This window comes from Pseudohongiella sp. O18 (assembly GCF_021729085.1).
Classification (GTDB): domain Bacteria; phylum Pseudomonadota; class Gammaproteobacteria; order Pseudomonadales; family Pseudohongiellaceae; genus Pseudohongiella.
The window spans coordinates 1,408,948-1,426,693 of the sequence record NZ_JAJSAR010000001.1 but is presented as its reverse complement, the minus strand read 5'-3'; the positions used below and the strand labels follow the sequence as shown (position 1 = coordinate 1,426,693).

The window sequence follows — 17,746 nt, the reverse complement described above, 5'->3', positions numbered from 1 at the left end:
AGGACTCACCCATGCCTGAGAACAAGCACCACGCCCAAAGACATGTGCAGGCCATTAAAAATCATGCACTTACTCTTGTACTGCTCCTGATCGCCAATACCATTGGTTTATTTGCTACGACAGCCCTCGCCCAGACCAAAGACGTTGTCATGGTCCCGATGCGCGACGGCGTTAATCTGGCAACCAACATCTACCTGCCAGAAGGCGATGGCCCCTGGCCGGTGGTGCTGACAAGAACCCCCTATGACAAAGATGGCGCCGACCGCAGCGCTGCCACCTACAATGAGCGTGGTTACGCACTGGTCTCGCAGGATGTGCGCGGCCGCTATGACTCAGAAGGTGAAAACCGACCCTTCGAAACGGACATTGAAGATGGCTACGACACGGTTGAATGGATTGCCGACCAGTCATTCAGCAACGGCAAGATTGGTATCTTTGGTACTTCCGCCCCCGGCATCACCTCCAACCTGGCAGCCGCTTCAGCGCCACCCAGCCTGACCGCAGCCTATGTCACTGTTGCACCAGACAGCCTGTTCTATCGCTCCCGCTTTGTAGGCGGTGTATTTAAAGAGAGTCATTCCGGTGGCTGGCTGCGCGGCCAGGGTGTCAGTGAAGAGGTCATCAATGCCTATCGCGCCCGCGCAGTGCTGGATGATCAGTGGCGCGCCACGGACTTCCTGTTCCATCGCGAAAATGTGCAGATTCCGATTTATAACGTCGGTGGCTGGCACGACATTTACGCCGAGGGTTCATTGCACAACTTCGTGTACCTGCAGAACGAAGGCCATCCCGCGGCACGTGGCAAGCAGAAACTGTTTATGGGTGCCTTTGGCCATGGCGTGCTGCAGGGGGACCTGGAGTATCCCGGTGGTGGCCTGATCAACGGCGATATGGAACAGCAGCTGCGCTGGTGGGATTACTGGCTGAAGGACATCGACAACGGCATTATGGACGAACCGCCGGTCAGCTACTACATGATGGCCTCTGCGCGTAAGGGTGCTGTCTCCGACAAAAATCGGGTGGTACACGCGGAAAGCTGGCCGCCCCAGCACGAACTGACGCGTTTCTATCTGCAACCGGACATGAGCCTGAGCACAGAGATGCCGGATGCCAGCAACGCATCGAAGACCTATCAATTTGATCCTGCTAACCCGGTACCCACTTTCGGCGGCCAAAACCTGGGACAGGATGTCGGCCCACGTGACCAGCGTGAAATTGGAGAGCGCCGGGACTACCTGCGTTTCGAAACCGAGGTGCTGGAAGAGGACGTGGTAGTGGCCGGCCATATCGACATGGAGCTGTATGTAGCCACTGATGCGCTGGATACCGACTTCGTCGTCAAGCTGGTTGATATCTACCCGGACGGCTACGAAGCGCTGATTCTTGACTATCCGCTGCGTACCCGCTTTCGCGACGGCCAGAATGCCGAAGACGTAAAGATGATGACGCCCGGTGAGGTTGAGAAACTGACCATCAATATGTGGAGTACGGCACAGACATTCGAGAAGGGACACCGCATCGGTGTGCATGTGACATCCAGCAACTACCCACGCTTTGCAGTAAACCCCAACAATGGGGCAGCGCTGGACGACATGGCGGCGCCAGCCAAAACCGCTGAAAACACGATTTATTTCGACAGCCAGCGACCCTCGGCAATTGTGCTGCCGGTGGTTACTGAGTCACTGGATTGATATTGATATGCAGCACCCGTCCTGTCTCGTGAACAGGCAGGGCGGGAAGCAATCAGCATTTTTGGTAGCAGCAAACAAATCAAAGTATAAAGATCAGCGTACTGCCAGCTTTTCGAACAACTCAAAATAGGTTGGAAAGGTTTTTGCGGTACAGCCCGGATCATTGATGGTGATCGGACTGTCACCAAACGCGGCCAGTGAGAAACACATAGCCATGCGGTGGTCATCATAGGTATCGATGCTGGCAGACTGGATACGTGCCGGCGGTTCGATGGCTATATAGTCATTACCCTCTTCTACAACAGCCCCTACTTTGCGCAGCTCGGTCGCCATAGCAGCGAGCCTGTCGGTTTCCTTCACCCGCCAGTTGTAGATGTTACGAATGACAGTTGGCCCCTTTGCAAACAGCGCCGTCGTTGCAATGGTCATTGCTGCGTCCGGGATGTGGTTCAGATCGACATCCACACCCTTCAGCTCACCTCGCGACACCTCTATCCAGTCGTCTCCCCAGGTGACAGCTGCCCCCATTTGTTCCAGCACTTCGGCAAAGCGGACATCACCCTGTACGCTGTTGCGACCGCTGCCAATCACACGTACCGGCCCGCCGGCAATAGCGGCCGCGGCCAGAAAATAGGAAGCTGATGAGGCATCACCTTCCACCATGATCTCACCTGGTGACTGATAGCGCTGTCCGGCACGCACCACAAAGCGTCGGTAAGCGTGGTTTTCAACTTCAACCCCGAAGCGCTGCATGACATCGAGCGTGATCCGGATGTAGGGCTTGGAGACCAGCTCCCCATCCACATCAATAGTCAGATCATCTTTGCACAGTGGCGCGATCATCAGCATCGCGGTTAGAAACTGACTGGAGATGTTGCCACGGATACTGATCTGCCCACCACGCAGGCCGCCGGCCTTGATACGCAGCGGTGGGAAATTCTCGTCTTTCAGGTAATCAATCTGCGCACCGCAACCACGCAGCGCATCTACCAGGTCGCCGATCGGCCGTTCATACATGCGTGGGTCGCCAGTCAGTTCAAACTCGCCTGTGCCGGCGCACAGTGCTGCGCACAGCGGTCGCATCGCGGTGCCGGCGTTGCCCAGGTACAGCGCCAGCAAATGTCTATCCCGATGGAAGGCATGACCAAGCCCCTCAACTTCACAGCTGCTGCGATCAGCCGACAGCTCCAGTCGGACGCCCAGTTGTGCCAGCGCCTGCAACATATAACGCACATCATCACTGTCCAGCAGATTGCTGATGCGGGTGCGGCCGCTGGCCAGCGCCGACAACAGCAGAATGCGGTTGGAGAGACTCTTGGAGCCGGGCAGCGTTACATTGCCCTCGAATGCGCTTACGGGTTGGAGCGTCAGAGATTGCATGCCTGGAGGTCCGGTTGGAAAATTTCAGAGGGCAGCAATTATAGCGGATCACGCAGGCTCTCAACACCCGCGCGTTGGTCGAGAAGGATCATCCATGATCCTCTCTGATATCAACTCAGTATCAGGCCTGCCGTTCTTTGACGGTGTGATGTTTAAGGCGGTTTTCCCAGCGCTTGCGGGCAAAGCGTCGCATATTGGGAATATCATCGGTTTCGTCCATGATGGACTGACCCAGAATTGTCTCCAGCAGGTCTTCCATAGTGACCAGACCCAGCCAGGTGCCATACTGGTCGTAGACCAGGCCCATGTGCTGGTGCTCATGCAGAAAATTGCCAAGCACTGCCTCGGCGCTGACTTCATCGGTCACCACTTTGACGGGCTTGATAAGCTCGCTTAGTGGCGTCTCCGGCGACGCATCCAGGATCTCGGCACGGAACACGATGCCCTGCGGGTGATCATTGTCATCCAGCACCGGGTAGCGAGAGAAAGCCGTGTTGCGCATCTCATCGAGGATTTCACTTACCGTGGCATTCAGGCTCATGTATTCGCAGACGGTACGCGGTGTCATGATGTCTTTGATCTGCACTTCGTGCAGGTCCAGAATATTGCCGATGACACGGCGTTCGTCTTCATCCAGCTGATCAGTATCACGTCCCAGACTGGTAAGAGCCTTGATCTCCGAGCGCAGATCGATCTCAGGATTGCCCTCACCCATCCACTCGGTGATCTTGTCAGACATCTTGATAAACGGTTTGAGCAACATGATCATGACGCCCAGCGTGGTTGGCAGAATCGGCACCAGCGTCTGCCAGTGTCGGGCACCCAGCGTTTTGGGGATGATTTCAGATAACACCAGCACCAGAAAAGTCATGACAGCTGAAGCCGCACCCAGATAACCGTCACCAAAAACCACCCCAACCTGGGCACCAACACCTGCCGCACCAAAGGTGTGGGCTACGGTATTCAGCGTCAGAATTGCAGCTAATGGCTGGTCAATACGGTCTTTAAGCTTGCGTAGCTTCTCGTAGAGGGCCGGGTTGGTATCCCGGTATCGGACGATATGGCTGGGTGTCAGCGACAGTAGCGCAGCTTCCAGCAGTGAACATATGAATGAAACACAAATCGACAGTAATGCAAAAAGCAGAAGTAGGCCCATCGAGGGTCTGTTGTTCTCCTGTGAAAACGATGAGCTGTCATGCTACTACACCGATGCCAAGCGCGACAATGAGGAAATTCTTAAAGAATTTACGACGGTGAGTATGCACCGTTTCAAGGCAGGAGACGGGCAGACGCTCACTGAGCCACATCTGCTCCGCAAAGTCAGACAGTCAGCGTTACCCCAGGCACGCCAGCCTCCCTACGTTGCCAGAATTTCTCATGAACAAAATAGACTATGGTATTGATCGCCGGCTCAACCAGAGCTACCGCGCCGCCGATAATCCAGCTGCCGGTCATGGCCCAGGCCACGCCGAATGCTGTGCAGAAGTGCAACACGGCAAAGCTGGCTGTTTTCTGAAATGCTTTCATTGCTTATCCCTCGGGGATATTTCGACCCTGTCAGGATAAGCAATGCGATCGATAAACAAAATTTGTTAATTTCTATTCAGTTGATAACAATTATCAATAACATCGACCTCCCCGGCCATTAACCTCCCAGACGAAGGAAATTCAAAAATTCCCGCCGTGTCCGCGGACCGTAAGTCTGGAAATGCGGCTGCGGATTTTCCTGGTAGGCAAGCTTGCGCTGACTCAGCGAATCGCCAGCAACAAAGCGGCTGATCTCGTCCGTTGAAATCTGATAGGGACGGGCTGCATTCAGACCGAACACTTTACGGCGCAGTTCAGGTGTTATCGCCGGATAGCCAAAACGCTCCTGAAACTCCTCGGAAATCTGGAATGTCCGGAACGCCTGGATCTGATCCTGCGGTGACCCGTACCAGATGGAATCTGTCCCCCACAGTACGTTGTCCTCGCCAATATAACGAAACAGCTTGCCCAGTGAGTGCGCGGCGTTGTCCGGGTCACGCATCAGCAGTCGCCAGGTACTTCCCAGCTCAGCGTATACATTGCTGTTGGGCGCCACTTCGTTATCCAGCACCGACTGAATCAGACTGTCGATACCCATACGACCAGCGCCATCGGCAAAAGCCTGCTCCGTGACAGAATTGTCGTAGCCGGAGTGGTAAATCAGAAAATTCATGTCGGGGTACATTTTGGCAACGATACCGACATCGTCACAGCGACTGTGCTCGATGGAGCGCGGCCCGAATGGCAGTCCCTTGTGAATGCAGATATTTCTGACGCCCAGACTGCGGGCGCGTTCGATCATGGCAAGACCCGGGTCTTCGTGCAGAAAGAAGCCAAGGCCATCCGGTCCAAACTGCGTGTAGGTTTTGAAGGCGCAAATGTCCCAGTTTTCCGCCAGTTCATCCATGGCCTCCAGGTCCCCTTCCTGATTTGGATTGACCCGCCCATGAATCATCAGGCGTTTACTGCCATCGAGCTGGGCAACAATATTGCGGGTCTCGTGTGCGTCCTCGATGGTGACAGGTTCCGTTTCGCGGGTGGACGGCACAAAACTCAGCACCATGATGCTGGTGTCACTGTCCAGAAACACGTCCTTGATAAATTCATCCGAACTCAGGCAATTCAGGTAACTGCGCTCGCCAGGCTGTTCACTCAGCTCGCAGCTGGCTTTTTCCATCCCTGAATAGGGACGCGCGCCTTCTGGCACAAACTGCAGCCAGGCTCCGTTCGGATTGACGTAATGGCCCTGAACATCAAAGATGAACTCATTGCCACCGATCTCGGCCTGAGCCAGTTGCAGGTCAACGGCTGCATCATCACTGATCTGATAGAACCCGCCCGTCTTGCCGGCAGCCGCATTGGCGACATTAAACGCCAGCAGCGTGCTGGCCGCACCGCAACCAGAGATCAGAAAGCTTCGCCGGTCGACGCCTTGCCGTTTGGCATGGCTCGTCGCCTGACTGAGCGCCAGCTCATTGCCCAGACAGTTGGTTCGCGACAGGGGCATGGGGGCATATTCGCCGTTTGAGGTTGTGTCCACCTTGATGGGCAGGCGTGTTCCGTCCTGATCGATCGCGTGTTTCATGGCCGTTCACCTCTTATGTTGTTTTTATTGTGCAGATAAACAAAAAGCCCACTGTAGCTCGCGCTGCAGTGGGCTTTTTGGTGGTGTGGCCGAACTTTAGCGTTCAGTCACGGGTCAGGCTGTCACTCCGGCAGAGCTAGGGCAGTCAGTGTGCCGCCTGTCTGCAGTACGACGTACTGCTTGCCTTCGTGCTGGAAGTTCATCATGCCATAGCGGCTGATATCCGGTGTTTCCACCTTGCCCAGCTGCTCGCCAGTTTCTTTATCAACTGCGAACAGTGCAGGAGTGCCGTCGCTCATGGTGCTTGAATACATCAGCATGGTGTCGGTCACTGTCATTGGAGCCACTGTGCCGGAGCCAGTGTTGCCAATGTCGATGCCTTCCAGAGCTGGATGATTCTTGATGCGATCAGGCGTTTCACCAACAGGGATCCACCACTTGTGATCACCTGAGTTCAGGTCGATCGCAGTGATGCGGCTGAAGGGCGGCTTGAACAGTGGCAGACCCTGCGGTCCACGCACCAGTGCCGGACGCAGCGCAGCGTACTGAGCGAAGGTTGTACCTGTAGGCAGTTCCAGCATGGCATCACGCTCTTGCGCAGGCGCCATGATGCGGTTCGTACAGCCCTTACGGGAAGTTACGAACAGTGTGCCAGTGGTTGGGTCGCCAGCGGCTGGACCATCGATGTTCACACCACCGATGTCACCTGGACACCACAGTGAGCCTTGCAGACCCATGTCGTTGTCGCGGTGCAGTGGTGGCTGGAACAATGGACCAATCTCAAACTCGGAGATCGCTTCGATGGCCTGCTGACGCAGCTCCGGTGTGAAGTCGATCAGGTCGTCGTGGGTCAGACCCTGCATGTCGTAAGGTGCCGGCTTGGTCGGGAACGGCTGAGTGGCCGCCAGAACTTCACCTGGCATCTTGGACTGTGGTACTGGACGCTCTTCGATTGGCCAGATTGGCTCACCGGTTTCGCGGTTGAACACATAGGTGAACGCCTGCTTGGTGACCTGGGCTACGACTGGCACTGTACGACCGTTCTGCTGCACATCCAGCAGTACCGGAGCCGTCGGGGTGTCGTAGTTCCAGACATCCTTGTGCACCAGCTGGTAGTGCCAGACGCGCTCACCCGTTGATGCATTCAGAGCGATCAGGCTGGTGCCGTACAGGCCATCACCCTGAACGTGACCACGATAGAAATCGATGGACGGACCATTGGTCGGGATGTAGACCATGTCCAGTTCCGGGTCGGCTGCAATCGGAGCCCAGGAAGAAACTTCACCGGTGTAGGCGCGTGGATCTTCGATCTGGTTACCGTCGCCATCTTTCCATGTATCCCAGCCAAATTCGCCTTTGTCGGGAATGATGTTGAAGGTCCAGGTGTGCTCGCCAGTCTTGGCATCGAAGCCCAGAATGTCGCCCGGGATGTTTTCGTAACGGGTCTGGTTGTAGCCCTGCTCAGCAGAGTTACCGACGACCACTGTGCCATTAACGACGATGGGCGGAGAAGAGGCCGTGATGTAACCTTCTTCCAGCGGGATGCCGTAGTAAGGATCAAACTCGTAACCATTGGCTTCGGCCAGGATCTTCTGCAGATCCACAACGCCGGTCTCAGGGAAGCCTTCAACGCCAATCTCGTGACCAAAACCTTCCAGCGGTGCGCCAGTCTTGGCGTCCAGCGCTGTCAGGAAGAAAGCCGGGCTGATGATGTAGATGACGCCACGGCCGTCCACTTCTGCGTAACCTACACCCTTGCCGTAGTCTTTACGCATGGAGTATTCGTGACGGAAAGTGTGCGGCTCGCGGTATGACCAGATAGTCTCACCGGTTTCCGGATCGATGGCTACCACGTGGCGGCGGTCACCGGCGACGGTGTAAAGAATACCGTCAATGTAACTGGGTGTAGAACGACCGCTGCTGGCCTGGAAGCTTGCGCCATCCCAGACCCATGCTGTCTGAAGGGATTCAAAATTCTCTGCGTTGATCTGATCCGCTGGCAGATAGCGGGTGTGCGCGTAGTCACTTCCCAGCGTCAACCATTCAATCGATTCCTGTGCCGACACCAGCGCAGGCGACGCCATGGCCGCACAGACGGCTGCGGACAGCAGGCCGGACAGCACAGGCTTGCGAACAAACCCACCTGCCAATTGCTTATTTTTCATCTTCACTTGCACTCTCCTCATCAAGCCGAAAACAGGATTCTGGCTTTTGTGGTTTTCTTTTATCCCCGTTGTTCATCGGAGCCTTTCCGCGCCCGACCAGAAACCCAGCCGTAAAGCCCCCCTTCTTAAGGCTTACTGACTCTGGCCGATCATTGCAGTGTTCAATGACAGGAAAGGACTTCAGAGAATACCGCAGAGTATGCCCCAAGTCCACAAACGCAGTGTCTGCCTGCCTTACATGGATTTCGACAGATCGATTTGCTAATTTATCCGCTAATCCCATTCAATGGTGCAGGAATCCGATATGACCCCCGAAACTCCCTCAGATGTTTTTCTCAAGCTGCGCAACCTCACACTGGGGGACTACCCGCAGCTCGCCAAGTTGATGGAGGCTGTTTACCCGGATATTGGCGGAGCCTGGCCGGAGTCGTCCATCAAGCGCCTGATCAATGAATTCCCGGCCGGTCAGATTGTGATTGAGGACTCTGGCCAGCTGGTCGCCGCCGCCCTGACCATCTGCTGCAACTATGACCGCTTCAGCCGTCAGCACACCTACGAGGACCTGATTGGCCGTCGAGAGCACATGAAGCACGACCCGAACGGCGATGCCATGTACGGCATGGACCTGTTTGTCGACCCTGAGTACCGGGATCTGCGGCTGGGCAGGCGCCTCTACGATGCCCGCAAGGACATCTGCCGCGACCTCAACCTGCGCGCCATCCTGGCAGGCGGCCGCATCACCAACTATCACAAATATGCAGACGATATGTCGCCGATGGAGTATATCGAGGCGGTTGACCACAAGGACATCCATGACCCGATTCTGAGCTTTCAGCTGGCCAATGATTTTGAGGTCAAACGCCTGCTCAAGGACTACAACCCGCAGGATGAAAAGTCGCAGGGTTATGCCACACTGCTGGAGTGGAACAACATCCTGTATGAGCCGGAAAACCGTGATCTGAGCCAGCGCCGCAAATCAGTGGTGCGTGTTGGCATTTTGCAGTGGCAGATGCGTCTGACCAAATCCTTCGAGGACTGGCTGTCACAGGTGGAGTATTTCGTAGATACCTTTGCCGACTACCAGGCGGATTTTGTGCTGTTCCCGGAATTCTTCAACGCGCCGCTGATGGGACTGGGTGACCAGAGCAACCAGTTCGAGGCCATCCGCTTTCTGTCGACCTATGCTGAAAAAACCATCGAAGCGCTATCGGAATTCGCCATCACTTACAACATCAACATTATTGCCGGCAGTATCCCGGTAATGGAAGATGAAAAGCTGTTGAACAAGGCCTACCTGTGTCGCCGCGACGGCACCGTCGACGCGCAGGCCAAGCTGCATATCACACCGCACGAACGTCGCGACTGGGTCATCGATGGCGGTGACAAACTGAAGGTTTTTGATACCGATGCAGGCCGCATTGGCATCCTGATCTGCTACGACGTGGAGTTCCCGGAGCTGTCCCGACTGCTGGCCAAACAGGGCATGGACATTCTGTTTGTGCCGTTCTGGACAGATACCAAAAACGGTTTTCTGCGCGTGCAGCGCTGCGCCCAGGCTCGCGCCATCGAGAACGAATGTTATGTGGCGATCGGCGGCAGCGTCGGCAACCTGCCGCAGGTTCATAATGTGGATATTCAGTACGCTGAGTCGGCGGTTTATTCTCCGTCGGATTTTGCGTTCCCGCATGACGCCGTGATGGCAGAAAGTACGCCCAACACCGAAATGGCACTGGTTGCCGATCTGGATCTGGACAAGCTGGTACAGGTCCGCCACGAGGGCTCAGTGACCAACGCCAAAGACCAGCGCAATGATCTTTACGAAATACGCTGGCTGGGCGAAGGCCCCGACGTCGAAAAAGTGTAAGGCGCCTGAGCTTACTCAGCAGCCACGGCGGCGGCGCTATCCACCTGCTCTACATGCAGTGTGTAGTCGCCCGTCGCTGCGGGCTCAAAGGTGTTAACGTAGACCGAGTAAAACGGATAGGTCGCCGTCAGCACGATCTGCGAGTCCGTGGTGCCGTCCTCGAAGTCGTCATTCTCATGCTGCAGCAGCACGTCCTGGCAGTAACCCACGCCAATCAGCAGATAACTGTCGAAGTCCGATGAGCGCAGCGTAAAGCTGTACGACTGCCCCTCTGTAGCCTCGAACTGGAAACAGTCAGCGTGAGTCCCGTCACTCATCATGGGATGATCGCTGTTCAGCGCACCACTGTGTACTTCGTCGAGCAACAGTCCGGTGCCGCTATAGTCGATACCGGCAACAATCGGATCAGCTGCAGCAACTGCTGACTCACTGGCATCAGTTTCCTGCGCTGAAGCGTAGCCCGCCATCAATGCCGCGGCAATACAGACAGGCGCCAGGCGACGCTTTGATGCGATTACAAACATGGATAACCTACTCCTGAACTGATCAAACTTTATTCAGCATATCACGCAGCGCCTGCAGAGCATCTGCCATAACTGTGTCGAATTGCCACGGCGGATTCACCACCAGCATGCCCGAGCCATGCATGCCAAATTCCTCGGCCTGCTCGCCAACTACCCATTCAACAACGTGCGTTTCCAGTTGCTGACACAGCTGTGACTTGAGCCACTCACTGCGGTCGCGGGTTTTGCCCAGCATTGGATACCATAGCACCAGCACACCCGTATGCCAGCGCCGGTTGACACTCAGCAGGCTTTTGACGACCTGCTGATAATCCCGCTTGTCTTCATAGGCCGGATCCATCAGCAGCAGACCACGTTTCGGCTCCGGCGGCACCAGCCCTACCGCGCCCTCAAACCCATCGCGGTGGTGAATACTCACTCGCCCGTCACGCCCCATGTTCTCGCGCAGAATGTCAATCTCGGTGGTGTGCAGTTCCATCAAATGTGCACGATCATTTTCGCGCAGCTGAGACTGGATAATCGCTGGTGAACCCGGGTAATAAACTGGCGCGTCCCCGGCGTCAACTGGGTTGCTGACAGCCACCAGCTCCAGATAATCACGCAGCAACGCGTTATCACAGCCATGCTGCCGCCAGGCCTCCCACAGTGGCAAAATGCCAGTGTTTGCCTCACCGGTTTTGCGCGCCTGGTCGTCGTCAAGGCGATACCAGCCTGCGCCGCTGTGCGTATCAATACAACAGAATGGTTTGTCCTTTTTGCGCATTTGCTGCAGCAGCGCCAGCAGCACCAGGTGCTTGAGTACATCGGCGTGGTTGCCAGCGTGAAATGCGTGACGGTAACTGAGCATCAGTGGTTCAACATCAAGTCGGGATTGATTGGCGTTAAAAACCGGCATCATAGAGTAAATGGCGCCGGATTCGTAGTATCATGCGCCGCTATGAGATCACCCGAAACCGCCTCCGCTGCCTCCTACGCCTGGTTTGCCACCTGCGCCAAAAGCCTTGAACCCCTGCTGCAGGATGAACTGCAGTCGCTGGGCGCCCAGGATATCCGCCAGACGGTGGCCGGCGTGTATTTTTCCGGCGACCTGATGACGGCCTATCGGGCCACCATGTACTCACGCATCGCCAACCGGGTCATTGTGCTATTGGCGAATATGCCAGCGTCCGATGCAGATCAACTCTACCAGGCTGCTGACAGCATTGACTGGCTGCAGCACATGCAGGCAAACCACAGCTTTGCCATCAGCGCCTCCGGTACCAATCACGAACTCAGGCACACCCAGTTCATTGCCCAGCGCGTCAAGGATGCGGTGGTTGACCAGTTCCGTGCATCGGGTCAGCAACGCCCGGACGTCGCCAAACAGTCGCCTGACATTAGAATTCATGCAGTTCTGAAAAAGGACCGCGTTTTGCTGGGCATCGAACTGGCCAGTGGCAGTCTGCACCGTCGCGGCTACCGGGTTGAACAGGGTGAAGCACCCATGAAAGAAACTCTGGCCGCTGCGCTGCTGATTCGCGCCGGCTGGCCAGCGCTTGCTAAGACACCGCAGCCTGTCATATACGACCCCATGTGCGGCGCTGGCACCCTGATCATTGAAGCAGTACTGATGGCCATGGACGTGGCTCCCGGCCTGCTGCGCGCAGACGGTTACTCTCGCTGGCTACATCACGATAAAAATGCAATCGACGCTGTGCGCCATGAAGCTGAGCAGCGCCGCGATGCCGGCAGGACCTGGGCAGGTCAGGCGCTGGGCAGCGACCAGGATTTGCGTGCACTGGGCATGGCGCGCCGCAATGCAGAGCGTGCGGAAGTATGGGATCACATTGAGTTCAGCTCGCATACTGTCTCGGAAGCGGTTGTGGAGATGCCGGTGACCCTGCTGATCACCAACCCACCCTATGCAGAGCGCCTTGGGGAAGATGCCGAAGTCATGGCGCTTTACCAGGATCTTGGTGGCCTGATCAAGCGCAATGCCATGGGTGCGCAGGCGGCGGTTTTCACAGCACGCCCCGAGTGGGGCAAGTTGCTGGGCATGCACAGCCATCGCCAGTACGCTTTATTTAACGGCCAGCTGCCTGCCAAACTGCTGCTGTTCAAGGTCAATGATGATGCCATCTATCAACGCTCAGCGCCGGCCGTCGACAGTGCCAATCAGGTCACCGAAGCAGCACTGGATGACGGCGGCCAGATGCTGGCCAATCGACTGCGCAAGAATCTGAAAAACCTGGGCCGATGGGCGCGTCAGCAGCAGATAGAAAATTACCGGCTGTACGACGCTGACATTCCTGAGTTTGCATTCGCCATTGATATCTACGTGGACGAGCAGCAACAGGTCCATGCGCACGTGCAGGAATACAAACCGCCTGCCACCGTCAATGAGGCCGATGCCGCACTGAGGCGGCGTCAGGCATTGCTGGCCGTGCAGCATGTGCTGTCGCTGCCCGCATCACGTGTCAGCATCAAAGTACGCGAACGGCAGAAAGGCAAGCAGCAGTATCAGCCACTGCAGCAGGATGCGGAAGATATCGTTGTCAGAGAGGGCGAGGCCAGATTGCTGGTCAACCTGCACCGTTATCTGGACACCGGCCTGTTCCTGGATCATCGCCCCATTCGTCGCTACGTACATGAGCACGCCAAAGACAAGGAAGTGCTTAATCTGTTCTGCTATACCGGCTCGGTGAGTGTGCAGGCAGCGCTGGGCGGCGCCAAACGAACTGTCAGCGTGGACCTGTCCAAGACCTATCTGAACTGGGCACGTCGTAACCTGGCCCTGAACGAATTGAACCTCTGGCAGAACGAACTGGTTGAGATGGACTGCATGGTCTATCTGCAAAAGTGTCGACAGAGTTTCGACATGATCTTTCTGGATCCGCCAACCTTCTCAAACTCGAAAAGCACCAGCAACGTGCTGGATATCCAGCGCGACCATGTCACGTTGATCGAACAGTGCATGCAGCGGCTGCGGCCTTGCGGCGTGCTGATTTTTTCCAATAATATGCGCCGCTTCAAACTGGACCCGTCGGTCACGGAAAAGTACAAGGTCGAGGATTACACCGCGCGCAGCCTGGACAAAGACTTTGCCCGCAACGCGCGCATACACCAGACCTGGCTACTGCGGGCCTGATAGCTCCTGCAGATCCTGGTGTAGCGATCGCCGCAGCGAGTAAGCCATAAATACCAGCAAGACGCAGAATGGGAAACCCAGCGTGGTGATCACGTTCTGCAGCGCATCCAGACCACCACCCAGCATCAACGTGCCAGCAATTGCCCCCAGCAGGAAGGTCCAGAAAATGCGCTGTCGCACCAGGCTGGGCTGTATGTCATTGCGTGACAGCTGATCCACTACCAGCGCGGCCGAGTCGGCCGAGGTTGTCAGGAAAACCACGATCACTATCAGACTGATGCCCGACATCAGCGTCGGCAGCGGGAAAGTTGCCAGGAAATCGAACAGCGCAATGGCAACGTTATTCTCCACCTGGGTTACCAGATCGATGCCCTGATTGAGTTCCTGATCGATGGCCGCCAGGCCAAACACCGAGAACCACACCAGCGTGAATGCCATGGGCGCCAGCAGCGCGCCAAGTACAAACTGCTTGATGGTGCGTCCGCGTGAGATACGCGCAATAAAAATACCGACATACGGCGCCCAGGAAATTGTCCACGCCCAGTAAAACACCGTCCAGCTCTGCTGCCAGCTGGTGCCCTGGTACGCCTCCGTCCAGAAGGCCATCCAGGGCAGGTTCTGCATGTAATTGCCAAAATTCTGCACAATGCCCGAGGTGATGAATAGCGTGGGGCCTGCCAGCCACACAAACAGCATCACGATCAGTGCCAGTACAATGTTGATTTCGGAAAGCCGCTTGATACCCCGATCCAGCCCGAGTGCTACCGAGATAGTGGCGATGATGGTGATAACGGCCACGATGACGATTTGCGACACCACACCGATCGGCACACCAAACACCACATTAAGCCCGCTGTTCAGTTGCAGCGTGCCCAGACCAACAGACACCGCCACGCCAAACAACGTGCCCAGCAGCGCAATGATATCGATGGTCCAGCCAATCGGCCCGAAAATGCGATCCCCCAGCACCGGATAAAACACGCTGCTGATACGCATCGGAAGATTCTTGCGATAACTGAAGTAAGCAATCGCCAAGGCCGGCAGCGTGAATATGGTCCAGGTGTGCAGGCCGAAATGGTAGAGCGCCACATTCATGGCATGTTTGGCGGCATCCACCGTTTGTGGCTCAATACCGGCCATGGGCGGGTTGGCAAAGTGCGAAAGCGGTTCGGCCACTCCCCAGAACATCAGGATGGTACCGATACCCGCGGCGAACAGCATCGCAAACCAGGTCTCGGTGCTGTACTGCGGGGTTTCGTCATCCGCACCCAGGCGAATGCCGCCATACTTGCTGAAGGCAATCCAGATCAGAAAAATCAACAGCCCTGACACACTTGCTACGTAAAACCAGCCAAAATACTGGAAGGTGAAGTCACCCACCAGACCAAAGGCATATGCAAACGGCTCATGGAACGGAATGGCGAACGCCACAAACACAATCGCGATCGCGGCAGCCGTGACGAATATTTGCGGTATCGCATTCAGTCCCAGCTTGTTGCCCAGACGCTCAAACATTCCGCCCTCCTCTGTTGATAGTTATACCAGCTCCGCCAGCAAAGATTTTTCGTAGGTTTGCAGTTTTTCGACCTGGCCCTGGGTGATCAATTGAACCCAGTTCGGGTTGGCAATCAGGGCACGACCGACGGCCACCAGATCGAACTCGTCGGCATCCAGGCGCTGCAACAGCTCCTGAATGTCGGCTGTATCGGCCTGACCGCCCTGGAAGGTTGTAATAAACTCTTCATTAAGGCTGACACTGCCGACGGTAATGGTGGGTTTGTTAAGCAGGCGGCGTGTCCAGCCGGCCAGATTCATGCTGGAACCTTCGAACTCCGGTTCCCAGAAACGACGCTGGCTGCAATGGAAGATATCGACACCGGCGTCGGAGATTGGTTGCAGCACTTCTGCCAGCTGCTCAGGTGTTTCGGCCAGTCGCGCGCTGTAATCCTGCTGTTTCCACTGCGAGAAACGGAAAATGATGGGGAAATCCTCGCCCACCTCGGCACGGATCGCCTGGACGATCTCAACCGCAAACTGACTGCGTTTGGCGCGCGAACCGCCGTACTGGTCGCTGCGCTGATTCAGCCCTTCCCACAGAAAATCATCAATCATGTAGCCGTGTGCGCCGTGAATTTCCAGCGCATCAAATCCCAGCTTTTTGGCGTTGCCACCGGCTTCGCCGAAGGCTTTGACGATATTGTCGATTTCGGCCGTTGTCAGTGGCTCACCCACTTTTTTGCCGGGCAGCGCATATCCGGACGGCGTGGCGCTGGGGAAATCAGGATGCGGACCGGTGCCAGGCTTGCGCGCACAACCCACATGCCAGAGCTGAGGAGCTATCTTACCGCCAGCCTTGTGGACGGCATCCACAACCTGTTTCCAGCCAGCCAATGCTTCGTCTGTGTGAAAATTGGGGATCTTACTGTCAAATGACGCGGCCTTGTGACCGACCGTAGTCCCTTCAGTGATGATAAGGCCAACATCGCCTTCGGCGCGGCGCCGGTAATAGTCAACCACCAGCTGGTGTGGCACACCATCTGGCGAAAACTGACGCGTCATCGGCGCCATGACAACGCGGTTTTTCAACTGCAGTTTGGGGCTTTCGAAGGGTTTCAGCAAAACATCCAGTGGAGCGTTCGACGACATATTTCTTTTCCTGTGAATTAAAAACAAAAAGGGCCGCTCCTGTCAGGAAGCAGCCCCTTTGTATACGTACTGCTTGTTTAGTCAGCCTACCATAGCGGGTGGTCAGGCTGATTTCAACAACTTACTCGGATGGTAGATCCGTGTAGGAGAAGTAACCAATAAACATCTCCTCCCAGCTCTGCAGGCCACCGTATGCAGTTACGGTAGGATCAGGCACACCCGGGTTGTACTCGGAGTTGTCAAACAGACCCTCTACCACTACGCGCGAGCCAGCCGGAATGACCATGGGCTCGTCCATGCGGTAAGTGGGCTGCCAGGCAAAGTTGTAGTTGGCAACATTGATGATGTCTTCCTGCGTGTTGTCAGGATAGATCACGCGGGCTGCCATGGACTTGCCGCGGTAGTGCATGTGCGCACGGAAGCCGTACAGCAGGATGTCTTCCTCAAACACGTGAGTTGCTGCCATTTCGTGCTCCATGGCACCAGGCGGAATCACGATGTTCTCAGTACGGTTACCGGGAGAGACTGAGTACGTGTGGAACTCCAGATTCGGCTCTTCTTCATCCTCATAGAACCACAGACCAACACGGGTGTTGTCGACAGTTTCCTGACCGAATGAAGTGTAGTGGATGCTCATGCGCAGCGCGGAATCCTCCGGCACTCGAATACCGGTACCTTCTGGAAACTCGGTGGCATATTCCTTACCAGGCGCATAACCTTCCAGGAACTCACGACGCGGATCGTTGACCGCCTCGTCGATCATGCCTTCTTCCTGGGGTTCATCAGCGACGACATAGGACAACAAGTGGTGCAGAACTCGTTTGTCACCCGGGATAAACTGAACCGCTTTTACCCACTTCTCCTCGCCAAATTCCAGAGGAATTACCGAGTCGATATAGTCGATAACACCTGTGGCAGGCACCGTGAAGCTGGGGACATCGATTACAACGTCCGGCTCGGCCCCGTTATACTGCCACTCACTTTGTGGTGGCTGTATCTGAGTTAATGGGTCAACTCCCGCATCAGCTACGACTGCCCAGCTCGAGGCCAGCAGCATTGCAGCAGTCAAACTCGTTTTTTTCATTGTCACTGCTCCTGTCGTTGGAAATGGAATATCACTCAACTTCGATCCTATGCCACAAAACAGTGCAGCTCAAGCATTGAAATCAATGCTTTGCAACAAAGTGTTACCACAAAAAAATGGGGCGCGCTGGTTGACAGCACGCCCCACTCCTTT

Annotated in this window: 13 protein-coding genes; 3 read left to right on the top strand and 10 right to left on the bottom strand. The window is 55.9% G+C overall.

Annotated features, from left to right (window positions below; genetic code table 11):
• The first annotated feature begins 11 nt into the window (after positions 1–11).
• Positions 12–1,691, top strand: coding sequence for a CocE/NonD family hydrolase (locus LVD14_RS06215; RefSeq protein ID WP_237133167.1), 1,680 nt, complete (start codon positions 12–14; stop codon positions 1,689–1,691).
• A 93-nt stretch (positions 1,692–1,784) separates the two neighbouring features.
• On the opposite strand, the gene aroA is transcribed toward LVD14_RS06215, so the two are convergent.
• The 5 genes from aroA to LVD14_RS06190 all read right to left on the bottom strand — a co-directional run bounded on the left by aroA (position 1,785) and on the right by LVD14_RS06190 (position 8,348).
• Positions 1,785–3,071 (bottom strand): 3-phosphoshikimate 1-carboxyvinyltransferase, encoded by a 1,287-nt coding sequence (gene aroA / locus LVD14_RS06210; RefSeq protein ID WP_237133166.1) that lies wholly within the window; start codon positions 3,069–3,071, stop codon positions 1,785–1,787.
• Positions 3,072–3,192: 121 nt separating this feature from the next.
• Positions 3,193–4,227, bottom strand: a complete 1,035-nt coding sequence (locus LVD14_RS06205; protein ID WP_237133165.1) for a CNNM domain-containing protein — start codon at positions 4,225–4,227, stop codon at positions 3,193–3,195.
• Between the two features lie 164 nt (positions 4,228–4,391).
• The gene (locus LVD14_RS06200; RefSeq protein WP_237133164.1) at positions 4,392–4,598 is read right to left on the bottom strand and encodes a DUF2061 domain-containing protein; all 207 of its coding nucleotides are present in this window, start codon (positions 4,596–4,598) and stop codon (positions 4,392–4,394) included.
• A 118-nt stretch (positions 4,599–4,716) separates the two neighbouring features.
• On the bottom strand, positions 4,717–6,183 hold the full coding sequence (locus LVD14_RS06195) for an amidohydrolase family protein (RefSeq protein ID WP_237133163.1): 1,467 nt from the start codon (positions 6,181–6,183) through the stop codon (positions 4,717–4,719).
• Positions 6,184–6,305: 122 nt separating this feature from the next.
• Entirely contained in the window at positions 6,306–8,348 is a 2,043-nt protein-coding gene (locus LVD14_RS06190) for a PQQ-binding-like beta-propeller repeat protein (RefSeq protein ID WP_237133162.1), read from the bottom strand.
• Positions 8,349–8,652: 304 nt separating this feature from the next.
• Between LVD14_RS06190 and LVD14_RS06185 the strand changes: the two genes are divergently transcribed.
• Complete coding sequence (locus tag LVD14_RS06185; RefSeq protein WP_237133161.1) at positions 8,653–10,212, top strand: bifunctional GNAT family N-acetyltransferase/carbon-nitrogen hydrolase family protein; 1,560 nt, start codon at positions 8,653–8,655, stop codon at positions 10,210–10,212.
• 11 nt (positions 10,213–10,223) lie between these two features.
• On the opposite strand, the gene LVD14_RS06180 is transcribed toward LVD14_RS06185, so the two are convergent.
• Entirely contained in the window at positions 10,224–10,736 is a 513-nt protein-coding gene (locus LVD14_RS06180; RefSeq protein WP_237133160.1) for a hypothetical protein, read from the bottom strand.
• Between the two features lie 22 nt (positions 10,737–10,758).
• Positions 10,759–11,634, bottom strand: coding sequence for a 23S rRNA (adenine(2030)-N(6))-methyltransferase RlmJ (locus LVD14_RS06175; RefSeq protein WP_237133159.1), 876 nt, complete (start codon positions 11,632–11,634; stop codon positions 10,759–10,761).
• A gap of 39 nt (positions 11,635–11,673) precedes the next feature.
• On the opposite strand from LVD14_RS06175, the gene rlmKL reads away from it, so the two are divergent.
• Positions 11,674–13,863 (top strand): bifunctional 23S rRNA (guanine(2069)-N(7))-methyltransferase RlmK/23S rRNA (guanine(2445)-N(2))-methyltransferase RlmL, encoded by a 2,190-nt coding sequence (gene rlmKL, locus LVD14_RS06170; protein WP_237133158.1) that lies wholly within the window; start codon positions 11,674–11,676, stop codon positions 13,861–13,863.
• Here the strand turns inward: rlmKL and LVD14_RS06165 are convergent.
• The 3 genes from LVD14_RS06165 to LVD14_RS06155 all read right to left on the bottom strand — a co-directional run bounded on the left by LVD14_RS06165 (position 13,849) and on the right by LVD14_RS06155 (position 17,593).
• Positions 13,849–15,378: a BCCT family transporter gene (locus tag LVD14_RS06165; RefSeq protein ID WP_237133157.1), complete on the bottom strand. Its 1,530-nt coding sequence runs from the start codon at positions 15,376–15,378 to the stop codon at positions 13,849–13,851. The genes rlmKL and LVD14_RS06165 overlap by 15 nt on opposite strands.
• Before the next feature lie 21 nt (positions 15,379–15,399).
• Positions 15,400–16,509, bottom strand: coding sequence for an NADH:flavin oxidoreductase (locus LVD14_RS06160; RefSeq protein ID WP_237133156.1), 1,110 nt, complete (start codon positions 16,507–16,509; stop codon positions 15,400–15,402).
• 121 nt (positions 16,510–16,630) lie between these two features.
• The gene (locus tag LVD14_RS06155) at positions 16,631–17,593 is read right to left on the bottom strand and encodes a hypothetical protein (RefSeq protein WP_237133155.1); all 963 of its coding nucleotides are present in this window, start codon (positions 17,591–17,593) and stop codon (positions 16,631–16,633) included.
• Positions 17,594–17,746: the final 153 nt, after the last annotated feature.